Origin of the sequence: Amycolatopsis sp. M39 (assembly GCF_001651785.1) — a bacterium.
Lineage (GTDB): Bacteria > Actinomycetota > Actinomycetes > Mycobacteriales > Pseudonocardiaceae > Amycolatopsis > Amycolatopsis rubida.
On sequence record NZ_LWSF01000004.1, the window covers coordinates 423299 to 443853 of the forward strand.

A 20555-nucleotide genomic window follows, 5' to 3' on the forward strand; every position below is an offset into this window, starting at 1 on the left:
TTCAGGAGCATTCGTGGCCGCACCAGCAACGCCGCCGCTCGCGCCCACCGCGCGAGGGGTGCGCAATGTCGTCTTCGTCGAAGGGGTACGCACGCCCTTCGGCAAGGCGGGCGACAAGGGCATGTACGCCGGGACCCGGGCGGACGACCTCGTCGTCAACGCCATCCGCGAGCTGCTGCGGCGGCATCCGGAGCTGCCGCCCGAGCGCGTGGACGAGGTGGCGATCGCCGCGACGACGCAGATCGGCGACCAGGGCCTGACCATCGGCCGCACCGCCGCGCTGCTCGCCGGGCTGCCGAAGTCCGTGCCGGGCTTCGCGATCGACCGGATGTGCGCGGGCGCGATGACCGCGGTGACCACCACCGCGAGCGGCATCGGCTTCGGCGCGTACGACATCGCCATCGCCGGCGGCGTCGAGCACATGGGCCGCCACCCGATGGGCGAGGGCGTCGACCCGAACCCGCGGATCGTCGCGGACAAGCTGGTCGACCCGACCGCGCTCGTGATGGGCCAGACCGCGGAGAACCTGCACGACCGCTTCCCGGAGATCACCAAGGAGCGCACCGACGCGTTCGCCGCGCGCAGCCAGGAGCGCTACGCCGAGGCCGTGAAGACCGGCAAGATCGGGCCGGAGCTGGTTCCGGTCGCCACGCGCGACAAGGAACTCGGCTGGGGCCTCGCGACCGAGGACGAGCCGCCGCGTCCGGGCACGACCGTCGAGCAGCTGGCGAAGCTGAAGACGCCGTTCCGCCCGCACGGCCGGATCACCGCGGGCAACGCGGCCGGTCTCAACGACGGCGCCACCGCGGCGATCCTCGCCGACGAGGACACCGCGCGCGAGCTGGGCCTGCCGATCGGGATGCGGCTGGTCGGCTACTCGTTCGCGGGCGTCGAGCCGGAGGTGATGGGCATCGGCCCGGTGCCGGCCACCGAGAAGCTGTTCCAGCGCACCGGTCTGTCCATCGAGGACATCGGACTGTTCGAGATCAACGAGGCGTTCGCGGTACAGGTGCTCGCCTTCCTCGACCACTTCGGCATCGCCGACGACGACCCCCGGGTCAACCAGTGGGGCGGCGCGATCGCGTGCGGGCACCCGCTGGCCTCCTCCGGCGTGCGGCTGATGACCCAGCTGGCGCGCCAGTTCGCCGAGCACCCCGACGTGCGCTACGGCCTCACCACGATGTGCATCGGCATCGGCATGGGCGGCACCGTGATCTGGGAAAACCCGGCCTACAACGGCTCTGAGGGGGCGAAGTAATGACTTTCACCGCTGAAGCGGCGAAGGCCGCGTTCCCGGACGAGGTCGTGACGAACGCGGTCACCAACCTGGTGAAGGTGCCCGGGCTGGACAAGCCGGTCGCACTGATCACGCTGGACAACGGCCACGACCACACCCGGCCGAACACCTTCGGCCCGCAGGGTCTGGTGTCGCTGAACTCCGCGCTGGACAAGGCGTTCGCCGCCGAGCCCGCCGCGATCGCGGTCACCGGCAAGCCGTTCATTTTCGCCGTCGGCGCGGACCTTTCCGGCGTCGAGGCGGTGTCGGACCCGAAGCTGGCGCGGGAGATCGCGCAGACCGGGCACGACGTGTTCCGCAGGCTCACCGAGTCGAAGATCCCGACGTTCGGGTTCGTCAACGGGGCGGTGATGGGCGGCGGGCTCGAACTCGCGCTGTCCTGCCACTACCGGACGCTGTCGGAGAACACCGCGGCGATCGCCTTCCCCGAGGTGTTCCTCGGCCTGTTCCCGGGCTGGGGCGGCACACAGCTGCTGCCGAACCTGATCGGCCCGGACGCCGCTGTCACCGTGATCATCGAGAACGCGTTGGCGCAGAACAAGATGCTGAACGTGCGCAAGGCCGCCGAACTCGGCATCGTCGACGAGGTCTTCGGTTCCGCGGACTATCTGGAGCAGTCGCTGCTGTGGCTGGCGAAGGTGGTCAACGGCGAGATCACCCCCGCTCGCCGGGAAATCGACCGCGGCACGGAGTGGGACGCGGCGATCGCGCGCGCCAAGTCCATCGTGGACGGTCGCACGCACGGTGCGTCGCCGGGCGCGACCAAGGCCGTCGAACTGCTGGAGCTGGCGCGGGAGAACGATCTCGACCGCGGGTACGCGGCGGAGACCGACGGGCTCGCCGAGCTGCTGATGTCGGACGTGCTGCGCGCCGGGCTGTACTCGTTCAACCTGGTCAACAAGCGGGCGAAGCGGCCGGCCGGCGCGCCGGACAAGTCGTTGGCGCGCAAGGTGAACAAGGTCGGCATCGTCGGCGCGGGCCTGATGGCCAGCCAGCTGGCGCTGCTGTTCGTGCGCCGCCTCAAGGTGCCGGTGGTGCTCACCGACGTCGACCAGGCGCGGATCGACAAGGGCGTGGGCTATGTCCACGAGGAGATCGACAAGCTGCTGGCCCGCAAGCGCGTGTCCCCGGACGGCGCGAACCGGCTGAAGGCACTCGTCACCGGCTCGCTCGACAAGGCCGCGTTCGCCGACGCGGACTTCGTGATCGAGGCCGTTTTCGAAGAGCTGGGCGTGAAGCAGCAGGTGTTCGCCGAGCTGGAGCAGCACGTCTCCGCCGAGGCGATCCTGGCCACGAACACCTCGTCGCTGTCCATCACCGCGATGGCCTCGAAGCTGCGGCACCCGGAGCGCGTGGTCGGCTTCCACTTCTTCAACCCGGTGGCCGTGCTGCCGCTGCTGGAGATCGTGCGCGGCGAGAAGACCGACGACGCGGCGCTGGCGACCGCGTTCTCGGTCGGCAAGCAGCTGAAGAAGTCGAGCGTGCTGGTGAAGGACGCGACGGCGTTCGTCGTGAACCGGCTGCTGCTGCGCTTCCTCGGCGAGGTGCTGGTGGCCGTGGACGAGGGCACGCCGTTCGAGGTGGCCGACTCCGCGCTGGAGCCGCTCGGCCTGCCGATGTCGCCGCTGAACCTGATGCAGCTCGTCGGCCCGGCCATCGCGCTGCACGTCGGCGAGACGCTGCACGGCTCGTTCCCGGACCGCTTCACCGTGAGCGAGAACCTGGACAAGTTCGTGAAGGCGGGCAAGAAGGGCGTCTGGACCTGGGACGCGAGCGGCACGCCGTCGGTCGACCCGGAGGTCGCCGAACTGTGGACGCAGGGCGACCGGCCCTCCAGCGCCGAGCAGGTCCGCGACCGCGCGCTGAACGCGATCGCCGAAGAGGTCCGGATCATGCTCGACGAGGGCGTGGTCGCGGAGGCCCAGGACATCGACCTGTGCCTGATCCTCGGCGCGGGCTGGCCGTTCTGGCTGGGCGGCATCACGCCGTACCTCGACCGGGCCGGCGTGTCGGAGCGGGTCAACGGCAAGCCGTTCCTGTCCCGGGGCGTCGCTTCGGTTCCGGCGTAACGCCTTGGCGGAGCCGCTCTGTTTCGCGCAGGGCGGCTCCCCGGCGCTGGCCTCGATCTGGGGCTCGGGCTAGGGATCGATCTCGACTGGCTGTTCGCCGCCGCTGCCAGTGGGTCGTCGGCGATCATCACACGCACAGCCAGTATTCGTACGACGCGATGTACCCCATCGACCGGATCGCGGCCGGCGCGAGCACGGCGCGAAGTGGATCGTCTTCACTGATCACGGGCACGCGACGCTGTTCTTCCAGGCCGGACGCGACCAGGCGAGCGTGCTGCGCGAATTCGAGCGCGGCTTCGACTGGCGGCTGACGGGTTCCGAATCGTCCAGCACGAAGCGTTGGCGCTCAAGGGTTTGCGGTGGCACGCCGAGCAGGAACGCAAACGCCGGATCCACGCTCCGGTCGTGCTGATCACCCATCCGCTGCGCAACGGCCGGGTGTCGCCGCCGAGGCGTACCGCACGTTCGGCGGCTGGGACTGGACCACGGCGAAGGTCGGCGGGCTGTGGGATTCCCTGCTGGCCGAAGGAAAAACCCGGTGGATCACCACGAACTCCGATTCGCACTACAACCGCGGCGACCGGCTGGTGCGCCCGTCGGTGCCGGACGGCTGGTACGAGCGGACCGGCAAGTACCCGGACCCGGTGGACAGCGGGATCCCGCAATTGTCCGCGCCGTACGCGGATTTCTACCCCGCCGAGTTCAGCCGCACCGTGGTCGGCGTGCGCCGGCCGGGCTTCGAGGGCGTGCTGGAAGGCCTGCGCGCGGGCCGGATTTGGCTGTCTCACGGCGGTTTGACGCAGCAGCTGGAAGTCGGCGTGTTCGGCGGCGGTGACTGCGCGACGTTCGGCGGACGGCTGAGCGTGCGGCGTGGCTCGACCGTGACAGTGGTCGTATCGGGGGTGACCGCGTACCGGCCGAACGGATCGGGTTCGGTGCCGCGTCTTGGCCGGCTGGATCTGATCTCCGGCCCGGCGGCGGATCGCGACACGATGACTGCGCCGGGTACGCGAGTGGCCGAGTCGTTCACGCTTTCGCGCGGCTACGCGGGAAGCACACCTTCCGCAACGTGCGGGGGCCGTTCTACGTCCGGGTGCGCGGAACGGACGGGAAGCGGCACGTCGCTGGCGGAATCGAGCCGATGACGGACCTGATCGGACAGGCCAATCCGTACGAAGACCTTTGGCGGTACGGGAATCCGACGTTCATCGACGTCCGCTGAGGACCGGGCCCGGCAGGCGCGGGCGCCGGTCGAGCGCCTGCCGGGTTCAGATCTCGACGACGGTGAGCAGCCGGTCCAGCCCGGCGAAGTCCTTCCGGTTCCTCGTCAGCAACGGGATCTGCCGCGCCGCCGCCGTCGCCGCGATCTGCAGGTCCATCCGGCGGGGACGCGGATCCCGCCCGAACCGCCGGACCAGTCCCGCGCCCGTGCCGTACATCTTGGCTTCCTCAACGCCGAACGGCAGCACCACCAACTGGTCGAGGACACGGCGGTAGCGCTCGACCCGTTCCGCGAGCCGGACCGGATCGTCGGTGACGAGGCCGTAGGCCAGCTCCGCGACGGTCACCGAACTGACCGCGGGCACCGAGGACGCGTACGGGCCCAGATCGAGCCGCTCAAGATCGATGACCACCGAGGTGTCGAGCAGCACCCGGGACGGAACTGTCACGGTCCTTCTCCGGGATCGCCGAGGCGGTCCGGCCCGAAGACAGCGTCATCGGCTTCCCGCTCGCGACGCCATTCGGCGCTGTCCATCGGCGGCAGCCCGCGGAAGGCCTCCTGGATCTCGCCGAGCGTCCGGTCTCGCCGCGGCTCCTCCGGGGCGAGGTGCGGCACCAGGTCGGCGACCGGCTTCCCGTTGCGGGTGACCACGAACGACTCGCCCGCCGCCACCCGCCGCATGATCTCCGCGTTGTCGTTGCGCAGCTCTCGCTGGCCGATCGCGTATCCCATAGCCCGCACTGTAGCACCTTTTCGCAAATGCGCTACACATGTGCTACGCGGTCGGCAACCGGACCGTCACCGCCAGCCCGCCCCCGACCACCGGCTCCGCCGACACCATTCCCCCGTGCGCCTGCACCGCCGCTCGCACGATCGACAGCCCCAGTCCCGCACCGGAACGCGCCGTCCGGGCCACCCCGGCGCGGCGGAACGGCTGGAACAGCTCCGGCACCGCCGCCGGGTCCAGCAGCCCGCCCGACGAACGCACCCGCAGCGTCGACCACTGCGCGCCCGGCTCCGTCGTCACCTCGATCCAGCCGCCGTCGACGTTGTGCCGCACCGCGTTCTCGACCAGGTTTCCCGCGATCCGTTCCAGCAAAGCGGAATCCCCGATCGCCGGGGACGGCCGCATCGCGAAATCCGCGCGCAGGCCCCGTTGGTCGGCTTCGCCGCGAACCGCCGACCACGCGCGTTCCACGAGCACCGTCAGGTCGACCAGTTCCCGCGTCACGAGACCGGCTCCGTCCGTCCGGGCCAGCAGCAGCAGCGAGTTCACCAGCTGCCCCGCCCGGTTCGTCGCGTCCAGCACGACGCCGGCCATCCGGCGGAATTCGGCCTCGTCGGCGTGTTCGTCGGACAGCGTGACGTCCAGTTCCGTGCGGATCACCGACAGCGGCGTGCGCAATTCATGGCTCGCGTTGGCCACGAAATGCCGCTGCGCGTCGAACGCGTCCTGGAGCCGGTCGAGCATGTCGTCGAACGTCCTGGCCAGCTCGGCCAGTTCGTCGCGCGAGCGGATCTCGCCGATGCGCTCCCCCATCGACTCGATCGACAGCCGTTGCGCGGTGCCGGCGATCTCGCGCAGCGGGCGCAGCACCCGGGAGGTGAACGTCCAGGCCAGGATCGCCGCCGCGGCCACCACGAAGCAGAAGGCCAGCGAGCCGAAGATCAGCACCCGGGTGACCGCGTGCGAACGCAGATGCTGCGCGAGCGTGGACGAGTCCACGTCGACGCCGTCCACCCGGACGACGGTGCCCGGCGGCAGGTGCGGCACGGCGTCGACCGCGTCGCCGACGAGCGTCCACGCCAGCCACAGCAGCAGCAACCCCGCCGCGGCGACCAGGACGGTCGCCAGGACGGTGACGCGCACCCGCAGGCTGCGAGCGCCGGGAAGCTTCACTCGGAACCGGCGACCGACACCCGGTAGCCCGAGCCGACCACGGTCTCGATGATGCCCGGTTCGCCGAGCTTCTTGCGCAAGGTCATCACGGTGACCCGGACCGTGGTGGTGAACGGGTCGGCGTTCTCGTCCCACACCCGTTCGAGCAGTTCCTCGCTGCTCACGACGGAACCCCCCGCCGACAGCAGGACCTCGAGCACGCCGAACTCCTTGCGGGTCAGCTCGACCGGGCCGCTCGCGCGCCGGACAGTGCGCTTCGCCGGGTCCAGCTCGACGTCGCCCGCGGTGAGCAGCGGCGGCGCGGCGGGCGTCGCGCGGCGGCCCAGTGCCCGCACGCGCGCGACCAGCTCCGGGAAGGCGAACGGCTTGGCGAGATAGTCGTCCGCGCCCAGCGACAGCCCGTCCACCCGGTCGGACACCGAACTGCTCGCGGTCAGCATCAGCACGCGCGTCAGCTCGCCGGACGTCACGATCTCGCGGCACAGGTCGTCGCCGGACATCCCGGGCAGGTCGCGGTCGAGCAGCACCACGTCGTACCGCGTGACCGACGACTTCTCGTGCCCGTCGTCGCCGGTGAGCGCGATGTCGACGGCCATGCCCTCCCGTCGCAGCCCGCGGGCGATCGCGTCGGCCAACGGCTCTTCGTCTTCGACTACCAGAACTCGCACCAGACCACAATCCCATAGTTTCCTGAGAGCACCTGAGAAGCCTGAGTGGACACTCGCGTTCACGCCCACCGCAACGCGAACCACAGTCGCATCCGCGTTTCCGGGTCGGCCAGCTCGACGCCCAGCGCTCGTTCCGCCTGCCCGATCCGGTGCCGCACGCTGTTGCGGTGCACGCCGAGCCCGGTGGCGGTCCGGTCCCAGCTTCCGTGGTGCGCCAGCCACGTCCGGAGGGTCGGCACCAGCTCGCGGCCGTGCGCGCGGTCCAGTTCCCGCAGCGGGGCCAGCAGACGTTCGGCGAACGCGCTCGCCGCGGCGGGCGGGATCAGTTCGTCGAAGCCGAGCGGGTCGGCGCCGGCGGCCAGCGGACGGGCCAATGCGCGGGCGCGGGCGAGCAGCAGTTCGGTTTCCGTGACGGCGGCGGGCAGGTCGGCGGCGGGGTGCGGCGGGCTGGCCGCCGCGAGCCAGCCGTGTTCCAGGAGACCGTCCAGGTCGCCGGGTTCGCCCGCGATGGCGTAGAACCGGGGCCCGGGCAGGACCTGGACCAGCGGGGTGTCGAGCCGGGCGCGCAGCCAGTCCGGCCGCCGGGCCAGTGCGTGCGGGCCTCGCCGGTGGGCGACTCCGGCGACGAGCCGGGCCTGGTCGCTGCCCACGACTCCGGCGAGCGCGTCCGCGCCGGGACCGCCGAGCAGCAACGCGGTCGCCGCGGCGCCGAGTTCCGCGCTGTCCGATCCGGCGCGGCCGACGAGACCCAGCAGCGCCGCGCCGACGGCCAGGATCGCCCGGTCTCCGCTGTCGAACCGGTGCGCCCGGCCGGCCACGACCAGGTGCGCGGCGGTCGCCTGCGGATAAACCGGCTGCGCGACAACCTGTGTGCCGTCCGGCAATTCGGTGGAGGCGATGCGGATTCCGGAGCGGCCGCGCAAGGTCGCGAGCAGTTCCTTCACCGGTGACGGCAACGGCTGCGGCGCGTCGTAGCCCGCCGCCAGAACGTCCCCGGAACCGACCATCGCGACCCACCCGCGCAAGCGCCCGGCGAGAGCGGCGACCAACTCCCCCAAGCCGCCGCCAGCGGCTCGCGTCAGCGCTTCGCGGCCTTCCGCCAGCCGCCGTTCTTCGTGCCGTCCCGCCTCGGCGAGCGCGACCGCGACGGCCCGGTTGATCGCCAGAAACGGTGTCGCGGGCGGCACGACCAGCAGCGGCAGGCCGTGCTCCACGCAGGCGTCGCGCAGCGAGGACGGCAGGGTTTCCGAGACGGTCGGGGTGAGGCCGAAGCCGAGCGCGGTAACGCCCGCGTCGCGCAGCCCCCGGACGTAGCGGTCGGCGTCCTTCGGCAGGTTCACGCCCGCGGTCAGCACGAGTTCGGCGCCCACCAGGTACGGCGCGGGGTCGGCCAGTTCGCTCACGTGCGCCCAGCGCACCGGCCGGTCCAGAGCGCCCGGGCGCAGCGTTTCGGGCACGGCGTCGAGCGCCAGCTCCGGGTTGCCCGCGACGGTGCGTAGTGGAACTGTCACCTCCGCGGGCAACAGCACGTCCTGGTGGGTCATTTCAACCAATCTTCGGCGAAGTCCTGGATACATCGTCCCATGCCGCCGCGGGGTCGCCCGACCCTACGGTGTCCCGCAAGAACCCCACCCCGTTTCAAGGAGGACCCGTGGGCGGCGACTACGCGGTGATCGCGCTGTACATCGCGGGCATGATCGGGGTCGGCTGGATCGGCCTCCGGCTGGCCAAGACGAAATCCGACTATCTGGTCGCCGGACGGCGGCTCGGCTGGTTCATGTACTCCGGCACGATGTCGGCCGTCGTGCTCGGCGGCGCGTCGACCGTCGGCGGCGTGAAGCTCGGCTACACCTACGGCATCTCCGGCGCGTGGCTGGTGATCACGATCGGCGTCGGGATCCTCGTGCTGCACGCGGTTTTCGCGCGGCGGCTCGTGAAGCTGCGCGTCTACACCGTCGGCGAGATGCTCGACCTGCGCTACGGCGGCCGCGCGAGCGCGGTGTCCGGCGTGGTGATGTGGGGCTACACGCTGATGCTCACGGTCACCTCGACGCTGGCGTTCGCGTCGATCTTCAAGGTGCTGTTCTCGATCCCGAGCTGGGCCGGGATCGCGATCGGCGGGTCGATCGTGGTGCTGTACTCGGTGCTCGGCGGCATGTGGTCGATCACGCTGACCGACATCGCGCAGTTCGTGATCAAGACGATCGGCATCCTGTTCGTGCTGCTGCCGGTCGCGCTCGTCTCGGCGGGCGGCTTCAGCGGGGTGGCCGAGAAGCTGGGCGCGNCGGCTTCAGCGGGATGGCCGAGAAGCTGGACGCGTCGTACTTCGAGTTCACCTCGATCGGCGGCGAGACGATCCTGACCTACTTCCTGATCTACACGTTCGGGTTGCTGATCGGGCAGGACATCTGGCAGCGCGTGTTCACCGCGCGCACCCCGCGCGTCGCGACCGGTGGCGGTGTCATCTCGGGCGTCTACTGCCTCGTCTACGGCATCGCGGGCGCGCTGATCGGTACGGCGGCGAAGGTGCTGTACCCAGACCTAGGCAGTGCGCAGGACGCCTTCGCCACCATCGCCGAACGGCTGCTGCCCACCGGCGTACGCGGTCTCGTGCTCGCGGCGGCGCTCTCGGCGTTGATGTCGACTTCGAGCGGCGCGCTTATCGCGTGCGCCACGACGACGACTTCGGACCTGTTCCGCAAGATCGGCCTGAAGAGCGGCGAGGTCTTGCGTAACCGAGTGACGACACTTGTGCTGGGCATCGTGGCCATCGGTATCGCAATGCTCGTCGACGACGTCGTCAACGCGCTCACCATCGCGTACGACATCCTCGTCGGCGGCCTGCTCGTCACGATCATCGGCGCGCTGTTCTGGAAGCGCGGCACTCGCGAAGGCGCGTACGCGTCGATGGTGGCCGGGACGGCGTCCGTCATCGCCTTCATGATCGTCGACGGGGTTGCGGCCAACAGCCCGATCTATTGGGGTCTCGGCGTCAGCCTCGTCGTGTACATCGGCGTCAGCCTCGCGACACCGCGTACGCCGGACAGCATTCTTTCCGTGTGGACAGAACGTCTTCACGGCTCCGAAAACCCCACAGCCGCTGAAGATCTCAGCGCATCCGAAACCCGACAGGAGTTGCCCAGTGAGTGAACAGCGTCCGGTCGGCCCGCTCGACTCGTCGCAGATCCCGCGTTTCGCCGGCTTCGCGACCTTCGCGCGGCTGCCACGGATCGACGAAGTGCCGAGCGCCGACGTAGCCGTGGTCGGCGTGCCGTTCGACTCCGGCGTGTCATACCGCCCCGGCGCGCGGTTCGGTCCTTCGGCGCTTCGCGAGGCGAGCCGGCTGCTGCGGCCGTACCACCCGGGTCTGGACGTTTCGCCGTTCGCCGAGAAGCAGGTCGTGGACGCTGGTGATATCGCGGTCAACCCGTTCCACATCGGCGAAGCGATCGAGAAGCTGCAGCAGGAGGCCGAAGCGCTTACTGCGGGCGAGACGAAGCTCGTGACTGTCGGCGGTGACCACACCATCGCGCTCCCGCTGCTGCGCGCGGCGGCGAAGAAGCACGGTCCCGTTGCTCTGCTTCACTTCGACGCCCACCTCGACACCTGGGACACCTACTTCGGCGAGCCGTACACGCACGGCACGCCGTTCCGTCGCGCGGTCGAAGAAGGCATCCTCGACACCAGTGCCGTGTCGCACGTGGGCACGCGCGGCCCGCTGTACGGCAAGCGCGACCTCGAAGAAGACCGTCGCCTCGGCTTCGGCATCGTCACCTCCGGCGACGTACTGCGCCGCGGCATAGACGAGACCGTGGACGCGCTTCGCCAGCGCATCGGCGACCGTCCGCTGTACGTGTCCGTGGACATCGATGTGCTCGACCCCGCGCACGCGCCCGGCACCGGCACTCCCGAGGCGGGCGGCATGACCAGCCGCGAACTGCTGGAGATCCTGCGCGGCCTGCGCGGGCTCAACCTGGTCGGCGCGGACGTCGTGGAGCTGGCCCCGGCCTACGACCACGCCGAGATCACCGCGGTCGCTGCCTCGCATGTCGCCTACGACCTGGTCAGCCTGCTGGCGCTGGGACGCGACGCATGACCCGGATCGGCGGCGACGTTGTCGTAGAGACGCTGCGAGCGCTCGGTGCGGACACCGTGTTCGGCCTGCCCGGACAGCACGCGCTCGGCCTGTTCGAAGCGCTGCGCCGGGCCGAAGACCTGCGCGTGGTCAGCTCGCGGGTGGAGAACAATCTCGCCTTCGCCGCGGACGGCCACGCGCGCGCCCGGCTCGCCGCCGATCCGCACGGCCCGGTGCCGGTCACGCCGATGATCGTGTCGACCGGCCCCGGCGCGCTGCTCACGCTGGCGTCGCTGCAGGAATCGCGCGCGGCCTCGGTGCCGGTGCTCGGGATCTCCAGCCAGGTCCCGGTCGCCGGGCTCGGCGGCGGACGGCACGGCTACCTGCACGAATTGCCCGACCAGCAGGCCAGCTTCCGCGACATCGTGAAGTCGGTGCACGTGGTCCGTTCGATCAGCCAGATCCCGACCGCGCTGCGCGAGGCGTGGGAATCCGCCGCGACCGCGCCGTACGGGCCGGTGTGGGTGGAAGTCCCGCAGGACGTGCTGCTCGCCCCGGCGAACCTGCCGCAGCTGACATCGGTGACCGCGGCTCCGGCACCGCTCGAACCGTTGCCGGAGCTGGTGGCAGCGGCCGCGAAACTCCTTGCCGCAGCGAAGAATCCGGTGATCCTCGCCGGTGGCGGCGCGCTGCGCTCCGGAGCGCAGGACGAACTGCGCCTGCTCGCCGAAACCCTGCGCGCGCCGGTGGTGTCGACGTTCGGCGGCAAGGGCGTTTTCGCCTGGGACCACGAACTGTCCGCGCAGTCGTGGATGGAAGACTGGCACACCACGGAATTCCTCTCCGCCGCCGACGTCCTGCTGGTGCTCGGTTCCGGGCTGGGCGAACTGTCCAGCAACTACCGCGAGTTCGCGCCGCGCGGCCAGGTCGTGCAGGTGGAAGCGGATCTCGGGAAACTGGAGTCGAACTACCCCGCGCTCGCGCTGCACGCCGATGTCCGGCACACCCTCCGCGCGCTCTTGGGCCAGCTCGCGCCGCGCACCCCGGACGGCCGCGCCGAAGCCGCGGTGAAAGATCTGCTCGCCCGCGTCGAGTCCAGGTTGGACAGTCAGCCGCTCGCGCTTGAACGGAAGCTGATCGGCGACCTCCGCGCGGCACTTCCCGAAGGCACACAAACCTTCTGGGACATGACGATCGCGGCCTACTGGGCGTGGTCGGTGTGGAATCCCGACGGTGCACCGATCCATACCGCGCAGGGTGCGGGCGGGCTCGGCTACGGCCTTCCCGGCGCGCTCGGCGCTGCCGCGGCGGGCGTGCGGACGCTGGCCGTGTCCGGCGACGGCGGCGCGATGTACGGACTGGCCGAGCTGGCCACCGCCGTACAGCACCAGCTCGACGTGACCTGGCTGGTCGTCGACGACGGCGGCTACGGCATCCTGCGCGAATACCTCACCGGCGCGTTCGGCCAGACCACCGCGACCGAACTGCCGCGGCCGGATTTCGCGGCGCTGGCCGAGTCGTTCGGCATTCCCGCGCGAAAGACCACTGTGGACACTGTCCGCGCCGATCTCGCCGACGCGCTGCGCACCCCCGGCCCGTCCGTCGTCGTGCTTCCCGCGCTGCTGAAGATGTTCGCCCCAACCCACTTGGAGCACTCATGACCCACGTCCGCAACTTCGCCGGCGGCGCTTTGGTCGACACTCCCGACACCGGGACGACCCTCGAACTGACCAACCCGGCCACCGGCAAGGTCTTCGGCACCAGCGTAGTTTCCCGGCGGAACGAAATCGACCTCGCGATGGAGTCGGCGGCGCGCGCGTTCCGGTCATGGCGGCGCGGCACGCCCGCGCAGCGCCAGGAAGCCCTGCTCAAGATCGCCGACGCGCTGGAAGCGCGCGCGGAAGAGTTCGCCGGCGCCGAGGTCCGCGAGACCGGCAAAGTCCGTTCGGTCCTGCTGGACGAGGAAATCCCGGAATGCGTGAGCACGCTGCGGTTCTTCGCCGGTGCCGCGCGGCAGCTCGAAGGCACCGGCGCGGGCGAGTACCTGGCCGGGCACACGTCGGTGATCCGCCGCGAGCCGATCGGCGTGTGCGCGCAGATCGCGCCGTGGAACTACCCGCTGATGATGGCCGTCTGGAAGATCGGCCCGGCGCTCGCCGCGGGCAACACCGTGGTGCTCAAGCCGGCGGAAACCACGCCGTCCACCGCGGTGCTGCTGGCCGAAGCCGCGGCGGAATTCCTGCCGCCGGGCGTGTTCAACGTCGTGTGCGGCGACCGGGAAACCGGCCGCGCGCTGGTCCGGCACCCGCGTACCGACCTGGTGTCCATCACCGGCTCGACACGCGCCGGCATCGACGTGGCCACCGTCGCCGCGGCCGATCTCAAGCGCACCCACCTGGAATTGGGCGGCAACGCTCCCCTGCTGGTCTTCCCGGACACCGACCTCGCCGACACCGCCGAACGGATCGCCGACGCGGCGTTCTACAACGCCGGACAGGACTGCACCGCGGGCAGCCGCGTGCTGGTGCACGAGAGCGTCCACGGCGAATTCGTCGCCGCGCTGGCAAAGACGGCTGCCACCCGCCGCCCGGACGTCGACTACGGCCCGCTCAACAGCCGCGCCCAGCTGGAGCGCGTGCTCGGCCTGCTGGAGCGGCTGCCGTCGCACGCCCGCGTCGAAACCGGCGGCACCGCGCCCGGGCCGGGCTTCCAGCTCGCGCCGACCGTCGTGTCCGGGCTCCGCCAGGACGACGAGCTGGTCCAGGAGGAAGTCTTCGCGCCGGTGATCACCGTCCAGCCGTTCGCCGGCGAGACGGAAGCGCTGGAGCTGGCCAACGGTGTCCCGTACGGCCTGGCTGCTTCGGTATGGACGAACGACGTCGCCCGCGTCGCACGGGTGTCGCGCGACCTCGATTTCGGCTGCGTGTGGGTGAACACGCACGGCCCGCTGACCGCCGAGATGCCGCACGGCGGGTTCGGCCACTCCGGGCACGGCAAGGACCTCTCGGCGTACTCGTTCGCCGAGTACACCCGCGTCAAGCACGTGATGACGAGGTTCGAGTGATGAGCGGCAAGGTCACCGAGGTCGAACAGCACGGCATCGCGCCGATCCCGCCCGCCGAGCAGACGTCCCGGCCGCGTGATCTGTTCCGGCTCGCGTTCGGCGGGGCCAACACGTTCGCCACGATCATCCTCGGCACACTGCCGATCGCCTACGGGCTGAGCTTCTGGGCGGCGCTCGCGGCGACCGTCGTGGGCGTGGTGCTCGGCGCGCTCGTGCTGTCTCCGATGGCTTTGTTCGGACCGGTCACCCGGACGAACAACGCGGTTTCGTCCGGTGCGCACTTCGGCGTGGTCGGCCGGTGCGTCGGCTCGTTCCTGTCGCTGCTCACCGCGATCACCTTCTTCGCGATCTCGGTGTGGGTGAGCGGCGACGCGGTAACCGGTGCGGCACAACGGCTTTTCGGCATCGACGGCGGATCCGTCCTGCGCGCGGCCGCCTACGGCGTGATCGCGATCGCCGTCCTCGTCGTGTGCATTTACGGCTACCGCTTCATGCTGCTGGTCAACCGCGTCGCGGTGACGCTGGGCACGCTCATCATGCTGGTCGGGATCTTCGCCTACGGCGGCTCGTTCGACCCGTCGTTCGCCGGCAGCGGCACCTTCGCGCTCGGCACGTTTTGGCCGACGTGGATCCTCGCCGTGCTGACCGTGATGGCGAACCCGATCTCGTTCGGCGCGTTCCTCGGCGACTGGTCGCGCTACATCCCCGCCACCCACTCGCGGCGCTCGCTGCTGGCCGCGCCGTTCCTCGCGCAACTGGCGACGCTGCTGCCGTTCGGCTTCGGCATCGCGACCGCGACCCTGGTCGCCGACCCCGCCGACTACGTCACCGGCCTGACCGCGATTTCCCCGCTCTGGTACGCGATCCCGCTGATCGTGGTCGCGCTGATCGGCGGGTTGTCCACCGGCACCACCGCGCTGTACGGCACCGGCCTGGACTTCAGCTCGATCTTCCCGCGGCTGTCCCGGGTGCGGGCGACGCTGCTGATCGGGACGCTGAGCGTGCTGTTCATCTTCGTCGGCAATTTCGTGCTCGACATGGTGTCCAGCATCAACGCGTTCGCGACGCTGATCGTGCTGTGCACGTCGCCGTGGATGGTGATCATGATGATCGGCTACGTGCACCGCCGCGGCTACTACGACCCGGCCGACCTGCAAGTGTTCAACGAGGGCCGCACCGGCGGACGGTACTGGTTCCACCGGGGCGTCAACTGGCGCGCGATGGCGGCTTGGATCCCGGCCACCGGACTGGGTCTGCTGTGCGCGAATACGCCGATGATCACCGGACCGCTGGCAGGCGTCGCGGGCGGCGTGGACATCAGCCTGGCGGTGACGCTCTGCACGGCCGCGGCGGCGTATCCGGTGCTGGTGAAGGTGTTCCCGGAGCCTCGGGAGGTGTTCGGGCCTTCGCCGGCCGTCGCCGCGGAAGCGGTGGTTGCCGAAGCGTGAGCGGCGGACGGCTCCACTGAGCCGACAGGATCGTCTCCGCCAGCGCCGCCGCCGAACCCCGCACCGTTCCCCGGTGGCTCAGCACGAACGTCACCGATCCTGGATCAGGCAGCCCCGCGATCGGGGCCAGCCCGTCCGGCACCACGGATTCCGCGAACAGGCCGATGCCGAGCCCGGCTTCGAGCGCGACCCGCAGGCCGTTGAGCCGTTCGCTAACGCAGCCGATCCGCCACTGGACACCGTTGCGGCGCAACGCGGTCAGCGCGCGGGCCCGGGTGACGCTCGGTTCCGGGTAAAGCACCAGCGGCACCGGCTCGCCCGGGACCAGCTCCAGCCCCGGCGCGCCCACCCACACGAGCGGGTCGCGCCGCACGCCCTGGCCGGAGTCGCGTTTGGCGAGCACCAGGTCGAGGTCTCCGTCGGCGAGCCGGGAATGCAGCACCTCGCTCAGTTCGACCGACAGTTCGAGGTCGATCCCCGGATGCGCGCCGCGGAACCGGCCGAGGACGTCCGCGGCGTGGCCGAGCAGGAAGTCCTCGCACACCCCGAACCGGACCCGTCCGCGCGGGCCCGGCCGGGAGAAATAGCGGAGCGCGCGGTCCTGCTGGTCGAGGATGCCGCGGGCGAAACCGGTCATCGTCTCGCCGTCGCCGGTGAGGCGCACGCTGTGCGTGTCGCGCTCGAACAGCACGCAGCTCAGCGCCGTTTCGAGGCGGCGGACGTGCTGGCTCACCGTCGACTGCCCGAGATCCAGCCTGCGGGCGGCTTCGGAGAACCCGCCCGCCTCGGCCACAGCGAGAAAAGTGCGCAGCAGCACCGGATCGATCACTACTCCGGAGTACCACTCTCGGTGCCCGACCGCGCACCAGGTGTGGGCACTGCCACTACCGACGGCGGGTGATCACCACCGGCTTGAGGTCCTTCGGCACCGCGGCGAACGCGGACACCGGAACCCCGAACGAGGCGGCGAGGATCTCGCGCGGCAGCGAGTTCAGCGTCCCGACGATGCCGATGTCGTCGTTCGGCTCGCCGGTGCTGGTGTTGAACATGACGAGCACGTCCAGCCCCTCGGTACTGCTGGAATTCGCGAAATAGTGAAAGAATCCCTGCGGGGCGAAGACGAGTTCCCCGGCTCCCGCGCTGAAAACCGCATTGTGGTAACTGCCGTCCTCGTGCGTGCCGAGAATGCTCCAGTCCGCCTTGCCGGAAATGATGTAGTCCAACTCCCACGCGGACGGGTGCCAATGCGGTTCGCGCACCCCGCCGGGGTCGAGGTGCACCAAGTACACCGAACCCTGCTGACCGGCCAGTACCGGGAAGTTCTTCTCGTGGGCCCCGCGCAGCGTCCCGCCGTCGTGGACGGCGGGCGCGGATGCGGCGAGCGGGAAAACGTAGGTCGGGTTCGCTGGTTCACCGGTGCTCGCCCGCGCGGTTCCGGTCGCCCCGAGCGCGGTCGCCGCAGCGATTCCGGCACCCGCCCCGAGCGCACCACGCCTGCTGATTTCCGACATTCTTTCCGCCTTTCCCAGAAACTGAGGAACCTGCTGCCACTGATTCTTCCGGGAACGCGGAGAACGGAAAGAGCCCAGCGCGGATCACTGCTATCGCGCGCAACGATGACCGAACGCGGTACGCGCGCGGGACTGTTGTGGGACGATCCCGGAAACCCCGGCCCTGGAGGCGATCGGTGACGTTCGCAGTCGGCATCTTCGACTTGTTCAGCTTCGCCGTGCCCGGAGCGGTCCAGCTGTCGCTGCTGGTCTACGTACTCGACCGCTTGGGCGTGCTGCACGTCGCCGCGCTGACGTCCGCACCGGGCGCACTGCTGGTCGCCGGTGCCGTCGTGGCCAGCTATCTGCTGGGGCACCTCTTCCACCCGCTGGCCGCTCAACTGGAGCGGCTCCGCCCCCGGCGGGACGCGGAGGAAGCCCGGCAGGAGTTCGTCGCCGCGGTCCCGCAGGCGCGCGACCGCGCTTACGTCCAGGCCAACCCGGTGCTGCTCGTCGCTGCGGCGGAACTGCACGACAAGGACGCTGCGGGAGAAATCGTCCGGATGCGCGCGCAATCGGTGATGCTGCGCAACATCGCCTTCGCGTTCACGCTGGCCGCGGTCGTGGCGCTCGTCCAGACCGCGACGGGGCCGCATCGGGTGGTTGCCGCCGTGGCCGCCGCGCTTTCGCTGCTCGGCGGGGTCGGAGCGCTGGGCAGCGGCCGGAAGGTCTGGCACCTGGCGCGGATAAAGACGTTCGAGATTTGCTACTGGATCCCGGACATCGACCAGACCTTCGCCGCTGACGCCCCGGCGGAGGGTTAGCGGTACCCCGGGCGGACTGCCTCCAGACGCCGGACTTGGCGAAATGGCGGGCTCCGTTTCGGGAACCCGCCACGCAAACGCTCAGGCACGTGGCTTCTCTCCGCGGTCTGCTCCCCGCCGGAGCCCGGCGGAACCGAGGCCCGCTCCGCTCAGGCGCAAAGCTTCATCCCCGGCCGCTCAGGCGCACGGCTTCATCTCCCAGCCATTGCCGCTCAGGCGCGCGGCTTCTCCCCCGCGATCTGCTCCGCCTCGAAGGCCAGCCGAACAGAAGCCCACTCCCGCTCAGGCGCACGGCTTCATCGCCCGGCCATTGCCGCTCAGGTCCGCGGCTTCTCCCCCGCGGTCTCCTCCGCCTCGAAGGCCAGCCGACCCGGAGCCCACTCCCGCTCAGGCGCACGGCTTCATCCCCGGCCGCTCAGGCGCGCGGCTTCTCCCCCGCGGTCTCCTCCACATCGGCGCCCAGCCGTCCCGAAGCCCACTCCGTGATCCGCCGCGCCACGTCCTGGGCGGTCAGGCCGATCCGGTCCAGCACCTCGGCGCGGGTTCCGTGGTCGTGGAACGCCTGCGGCACTGCGAGGTCGCGCAGCGGGACATCGCACTCGGCGTCCCGCAGCACCGCCGCCAATGCCGAGCCGAAGCCGCCGTGGCGGCCGCTGTCCTCGACCGTCACCACGAGTTTGTGCTGCTCCGCCAGTGCGACCAGCTCCGCGGGCACCGGCACCACCCAGCGCGGGTCGGCGACCGTCACGCCGATGCCCTGGTCGGCCAAGCGGTCCGCGGCCGACAGTGCCAGCTGCGCGAACGGACCCACCGCGACCAGCAGCACGTCCGTCGAACCCGAGGGCCGGCGCAGCAGGTCGACTGTGCCGATGCGTTCCACCGCGGGCACGTCCGGGCCGACGCTGCCCTTCGAGAAGCGCAGCGCGGTCGGGCCGTCCTGTACCGCGACCGCTTCGCGCAGTTCCTCGCGCAGCGTTCCCGGGTCGCGCGGCGCGGCCACCCGCATGCCCGGCACCATGCCCAGCAGCGAAAGGTCCCACATGCCGTGGTGGCTCGGGCCGTCCGGGCCGGTGATGCCCGCGCGGTCCAGCACGAACGTGACCGGCTGGCGGTGCAGCGCGACATCCATCAGGACCTGGTCGAACGCCCGGTTCAGGAAGGTCGAGTACAGCGCGACGACCGGGTGGCAGCCGCCCATCGCGAGGCCCGCCGCGGACGTCACCGCGTGCTGTTCGGCGATGCCGACGTCGAACCAGCGGTCCGGGAACCGCTCGGAGAACTTCTCCAGCCCGGTCGAGCGCAGCATCGCGGCGGTGATCGCCACGACGTCCTCGCGCTCCTCGCCGATCTTCGCCAGCTCGTCGCCGAACACTCCGGTCCAGCTGGGGCCCTTCACCGGCGGCAGGCCGGTCTCCGGATCGATCGGGTCGGTCTGGTGCATCTGGTCGGCCTGGTGGTTCACCGCGGGCGCGTAGCCGTGGCCCTTCTCGGTGACCACGTGCACGATCACGGAACCGCCGAACGCCCGCGCGCTCTGGAACGCCTTCTCCAGCGCGACCAGGTCGTGGCCGTCGACCGGGCCGAGGTACTTCAGGCCGAGGTCGGAGAACATCACCTGCGGGCTCAGCGCGTCCTTGATGCCCGCCTTGGCCGCGTGCAACGCGGCGTAGATCGGCTTGCCCACCACCGGGGTGCTGCGCAGCAGCTCGCGCCCGCCGTCCAGCAGCCGCTCGTAGCCCGGCTGCAGCCGCAGCGACGCCAGGTGGTCGGCCATCCCGCCGATGGTCGGCGAGTACGACCGGCCGTTGTCGTTGACCACGATCACGACCGGGCGGTCCTTGCGCCCGGCGATGTTGTTGAGCGCCTCCCAGCACATGCCGCCGGTGAGCGCGCCGTCGCCGACCACCGCGATCGCGTGCCTGCGCGGGCCGCCGGACAGCTCGAACGCCTTCGCCATTCCGTCCACATAGGACAGCGCGGTGGACGCGTGGCTGTTCTCCACCAGGTCGTGCTCGCTCTCGCCGCGGCACGGGTACCCGGCAGGCCCGCCCTGCTGGCGAAGCTTGCCGAAGCCCTCGTGCCGCCCGGTGACGATCTTGTGCACGTACGCCTGGTGCCCGACGTCCCACACGATCGCGTCGCGCGGCGAATCGAACACGCGGTGCAGCGCCAGCGTCAGCTCGACGACGCCGAGGTTGGGACCGAGGTGCCCGCCGCTGCGGCGGACCTTGTCCACGAGGAAGTCCCTGATCTCGGCCGCCAGCTCCCCGAGGTCCTCGACGCTCATGCGCTTCAGGTCCGCCGGTCCGTGCACCGAGTCCAGCATGGTCACCGCTCCACCCCGTCCGTTTCTTCCGCCGCCGGTTCCGGCCAGTCTACGGACGGCCGCCACCTCGGTCCGGCCGCCCGCGTCCCGAATCACAGCTGCGGCCGGAACGCAACTCCACGAGCGGGGAAGATCACCAGCCCGGCCGGTCAAGTCGCGGTCACCCCGCGTG

15 protein-coding genes and 2 pseudogenes are annotated in these 20555 nt (G+C 70.6%); 9 read left to right on the forward strand and 8 right to left on the reverse strand.

Annotation, left to right across the window (positions count from 1 at the left end; all coding sequences use genetic code 11):
- Positions 1-58 precede the first annotated feature (58 nt).
- The 3 genes from A4R44_RS12555 to A4R44_RS12565 all read left to right on the forward strand — a co-directional run bounded on the left by A4R44_RS12555 (position 59) and on the right by A4R44_RS12565 (position 4511).
- Positions 59-1258 carry a thiolase family protein gene (locus tag A4R44_RS12555; RefSeq protein ID WP_067579419.1) on the forward strand — a complete coding sequence of 400 codons (1200 nt, stop codon included), beginning with the start codon at positions 59-61 and terminating at the stop codon, positions 1256-1258.
- Positions 1258-3366, forward strand: a complete 2109-nt coding sequence (locus tag A4R44_RS12560) for a 3-hydroxyacyl-CoA dehydrogenase NAD-binding domain-containing protein (RefSeq protein ID WP_067579421.1) — start codon at positions 1258-1260, stop codon at positions 3364-3366. Before A4R44_RS12555 ends, A4R44_RS12560 begins: the two co-directional genes overlap by 1 nt.
- Positions 3367-3725: 359 nt before the next feature.
- Positions 3726-4511, forward strand: a complete 786-nt coding sequence (locus A4R44_RS12565; protein ID WP_067579423.1) for a hypothetical protein — start codon at positions 3726-3728, stop codon at positions 4509-4511.
- A gap of 123 nt (positions 4512-4634) precedes the next feature.
- Here A4R44_RS12565 and A4R44_RS12570 read toward each other — a convergent pair whose 3' ends face one another.
- Genes A4R44_RS12570 through A4R44_RS12590 form a run of 5 tightly spaced genes read right to left on the reverse strand, consistent with a single transcriptional unit; the run spans position 4635 to position 8700 of the window.
- On the reverse strand, positions 4635-5036 hold the full coding sequence (locus A4R44_RS12570; RefSeq protein ID WP_067579425.1) for a type II toxin-antitoxin system VapC family toxin: 402 nt from the start codon (positions 5034-5036) through the stop codon (positions 4635-4637).
- Positions 5033-5320, reverse strand: coding sequence for a type II toxin-antitoxin system Phd/YefM family antitoxin (locus A4R44_RS12575; protein ID WP_067579427.1), 288 nt, complete (start codon positions 5318-5320; stop codon positions 5033-5035). The genes A4R44_RS12570 and A4R44_RS12575 overlap by 4 nt, the downstream gene beginning before the upstream one ends.
- A gap of 43 nt (positions 5321-5363) precedes the next feature.
- Positions 5364-6488, reverse strand: a complete 1125-nt coding sequence (locus A4R44_RS12580; RefSeq protein ID WP_067579429.1) for a cell wall metabolism sensor histidine kinase WalK — start codon at positions 6486-6488, stop codon at positions 5364-5366.
- On the reverse strand, positions 6485-7156 hold the full coding sequence (locus A4R44_RS12585; RefSeq protein ID WP_009075614.1) for a response regulator transcription factor: 672 nt from the start codon (positions 7154-7156) through the stop codon (positions 6485-6487). The genes A4R44_RS12580 and A4R44_RS12585 overlap by 4 nt, the downstream gene beginning before the upstream one ends.
- Before the next feature lie 59 nt (positions 7157-7215).
- Entirely contained in the window at positions 7216-8700 is a 1485-nt protein-coding gene (locus tag A4R44_RS12590; protein ID WP_067579431.1) for a PucR family transcriptional regulator, read from the reverse strand.
- Positions 8701-8807: 107 nt separating this feature from the next.
- Here A4R44_RS12590 and A4R44_RS12595 point away from each other — a divergent pair.
- The 5 genes and pseudogenes from A4R44_RS12595 (at position 8808) to A4R44_RS12615 (ending at position 15743) form a co-directional block, all read left to right on the forward strand.
- Positions 8808-10306, forward strand: a pseudogene (locus tag A4R44_RS12595) (sodium:solute symporter).
- Positions 10299-11252: an agmatinase gene (speB, locus tag A4R44_RS12600; protein ID WP_067579433.1), complete on the forward strand. Its 954-nt coding sequence runs from the start codon at positions 10299-10301 to the stop codon at positions 11250-11252. Before A4R44_RS12595 ends, speB begins: the two are co-directional and overlap by 8 nt.
- Positions 11249-12892: a thiamine pyrophosphate-binding protein gene (locus A4R44_RS12605; RefSeq protein WP_067579435.1), complete on the forward strand. Its 1644-nt coding sequence runs from the start codon at positions 11249-11251 to the stop codon at positions 12890-12892. The genes speB and A4R44_RS12605 overlap by 4 nt, the downstream gene beginning before the upstream one ends.
- A complete protein-coding gene (locus A4R44_RS12610) occupies positions 12889-14295 on the forward strand; it encodes an aminobutyraldehyde dehydrogenase (protein WP_067579436.1) in 1407 nt (468 codons plus the stop codon). Before A4R44_RS12605 ends, A4R44_RS12610 begins: the two co-directional genes overlap by 4 nt.
- On the forward strand, positions 14295-15743 hold the full coding sequence (locus A4R44_RS12615; protein WP_067579438.1) for a cytosine permease: 1449 nt from the start codon (positions 14295-14297) through the stop codon (positions 15741-15743). Before A4R44_RS12610 ends, A4R44_RS12615 begins: the two co-directional genes overlap by 1 nt.
- 64 nt (positions 15744-15807) lie before the next feature.
- Here the strand turns inward: A4R44_RS12615 and A4R44_RS12620 are convergent.
- Together A4R44_RS12620 and A4R44_RS12625 are read right to left on the reverse strand one after the other, a co-directional pair.
- Positions 15808-16572 (reverse strand): annotated as a pseudogene (locus A4R44_RS12620) (LysR family transcriptional regulator); the annotation flags it as partial.
- A 55-nt stretch (positions 16573-16627) separates the two neighbouring features.
- Positions 16628-17254, reverse strand: coding sequence for a cupin domain-containing protein (locus tag A4R44_RS12625; RefSeq protein WP_067579440.1), 627 nt, complete (start codon positions 17252-17254; stop codon positions 16628-16630).
- 176 nt (positions 17255-17430) lie between these two features.
- Between A4R44_RS12625 and A4R44_RS12630 the strand changes: the two genes are divergently transcribed.
- Positions 17431-18057, forward strand: coding sequence for a hypothetical protein (locus tag A4R44_RS12630; protein WP_067579441.1), 627 nt, complete (start codon positions 17431-17433; stop codon positions 18055-18057).
- Positions 18058-18472: 415 nt separating this feature from the next.
- On the opposite strand, the gene dxs is transcribed toward A4R44_RS12630, so the two are convergent.
- Positions 18473-20389 (reverse strand): 1-deoxy-D-xylulose-5-phosphate synthase, encoded by a 1917-nt coding sequence (dxs, locus tag A4R44_RS12635; protein WP_067579443.1) that lies wholly within the window; start codon positions 20387-20389, stop codon positions 18473-18475.
- Positions 20390-20555: the final 166 nt, after the last annotated feature.

Bases quoted from the DNA above. Each gene is read 5' to 3' on its own strand.
- A4R44_RS12605 (WP_067579435.1), top strand. From the start codon at position 11,249: ATGACCCGGATCGGCGGCGACGTTGTCGTAGAGACGCTGCGAGCGCTC.
- A4R44_RS12560 (WP_067579421.1), top strand. From the start codon at position 1,258: ATGACTTTCACCGCTGAAGCGGCGAAGGCCGCGTTCCCGGACGAGGTC.
- A4R44_RS12625 (WP_067579440.1), bottom strand. From the start codon at position 17,254: ATGTCGGAAATCAGCAGGCGTGGTGCGCTCGGGGCGGGTGCCGGAATC.
- A4R44_RS12575 (WP_067579427.1), bottom strand. From the start codon at position 5,320: ATGGGATACGCGATCGGCCAGCGAGAGCTGCGCAACGACAACGCGGAG.
- A4R44_RS12615 (WP_067579438.1), top strand. From the start codon at position 14,295: ATGAGCGGCAAGGTCACCGAGGTCGAACAGCACGGCATCGCGCCGATC.
- A4R44_RS12590 (WP_067579431.1), bottom strand. From the start codon at position 8,700: ATGACCCACCAGGACGTGCTGTTGCCCGCGGAGGTGACAGTTCCACTA.
- A4R44_RS12610 (WP_067579436.1), top strand. From the start codon at position 12,889: ATGACCCACGTCCGCAACTTCGCCGGCGGCGCTTTGGTCGACACTCCC.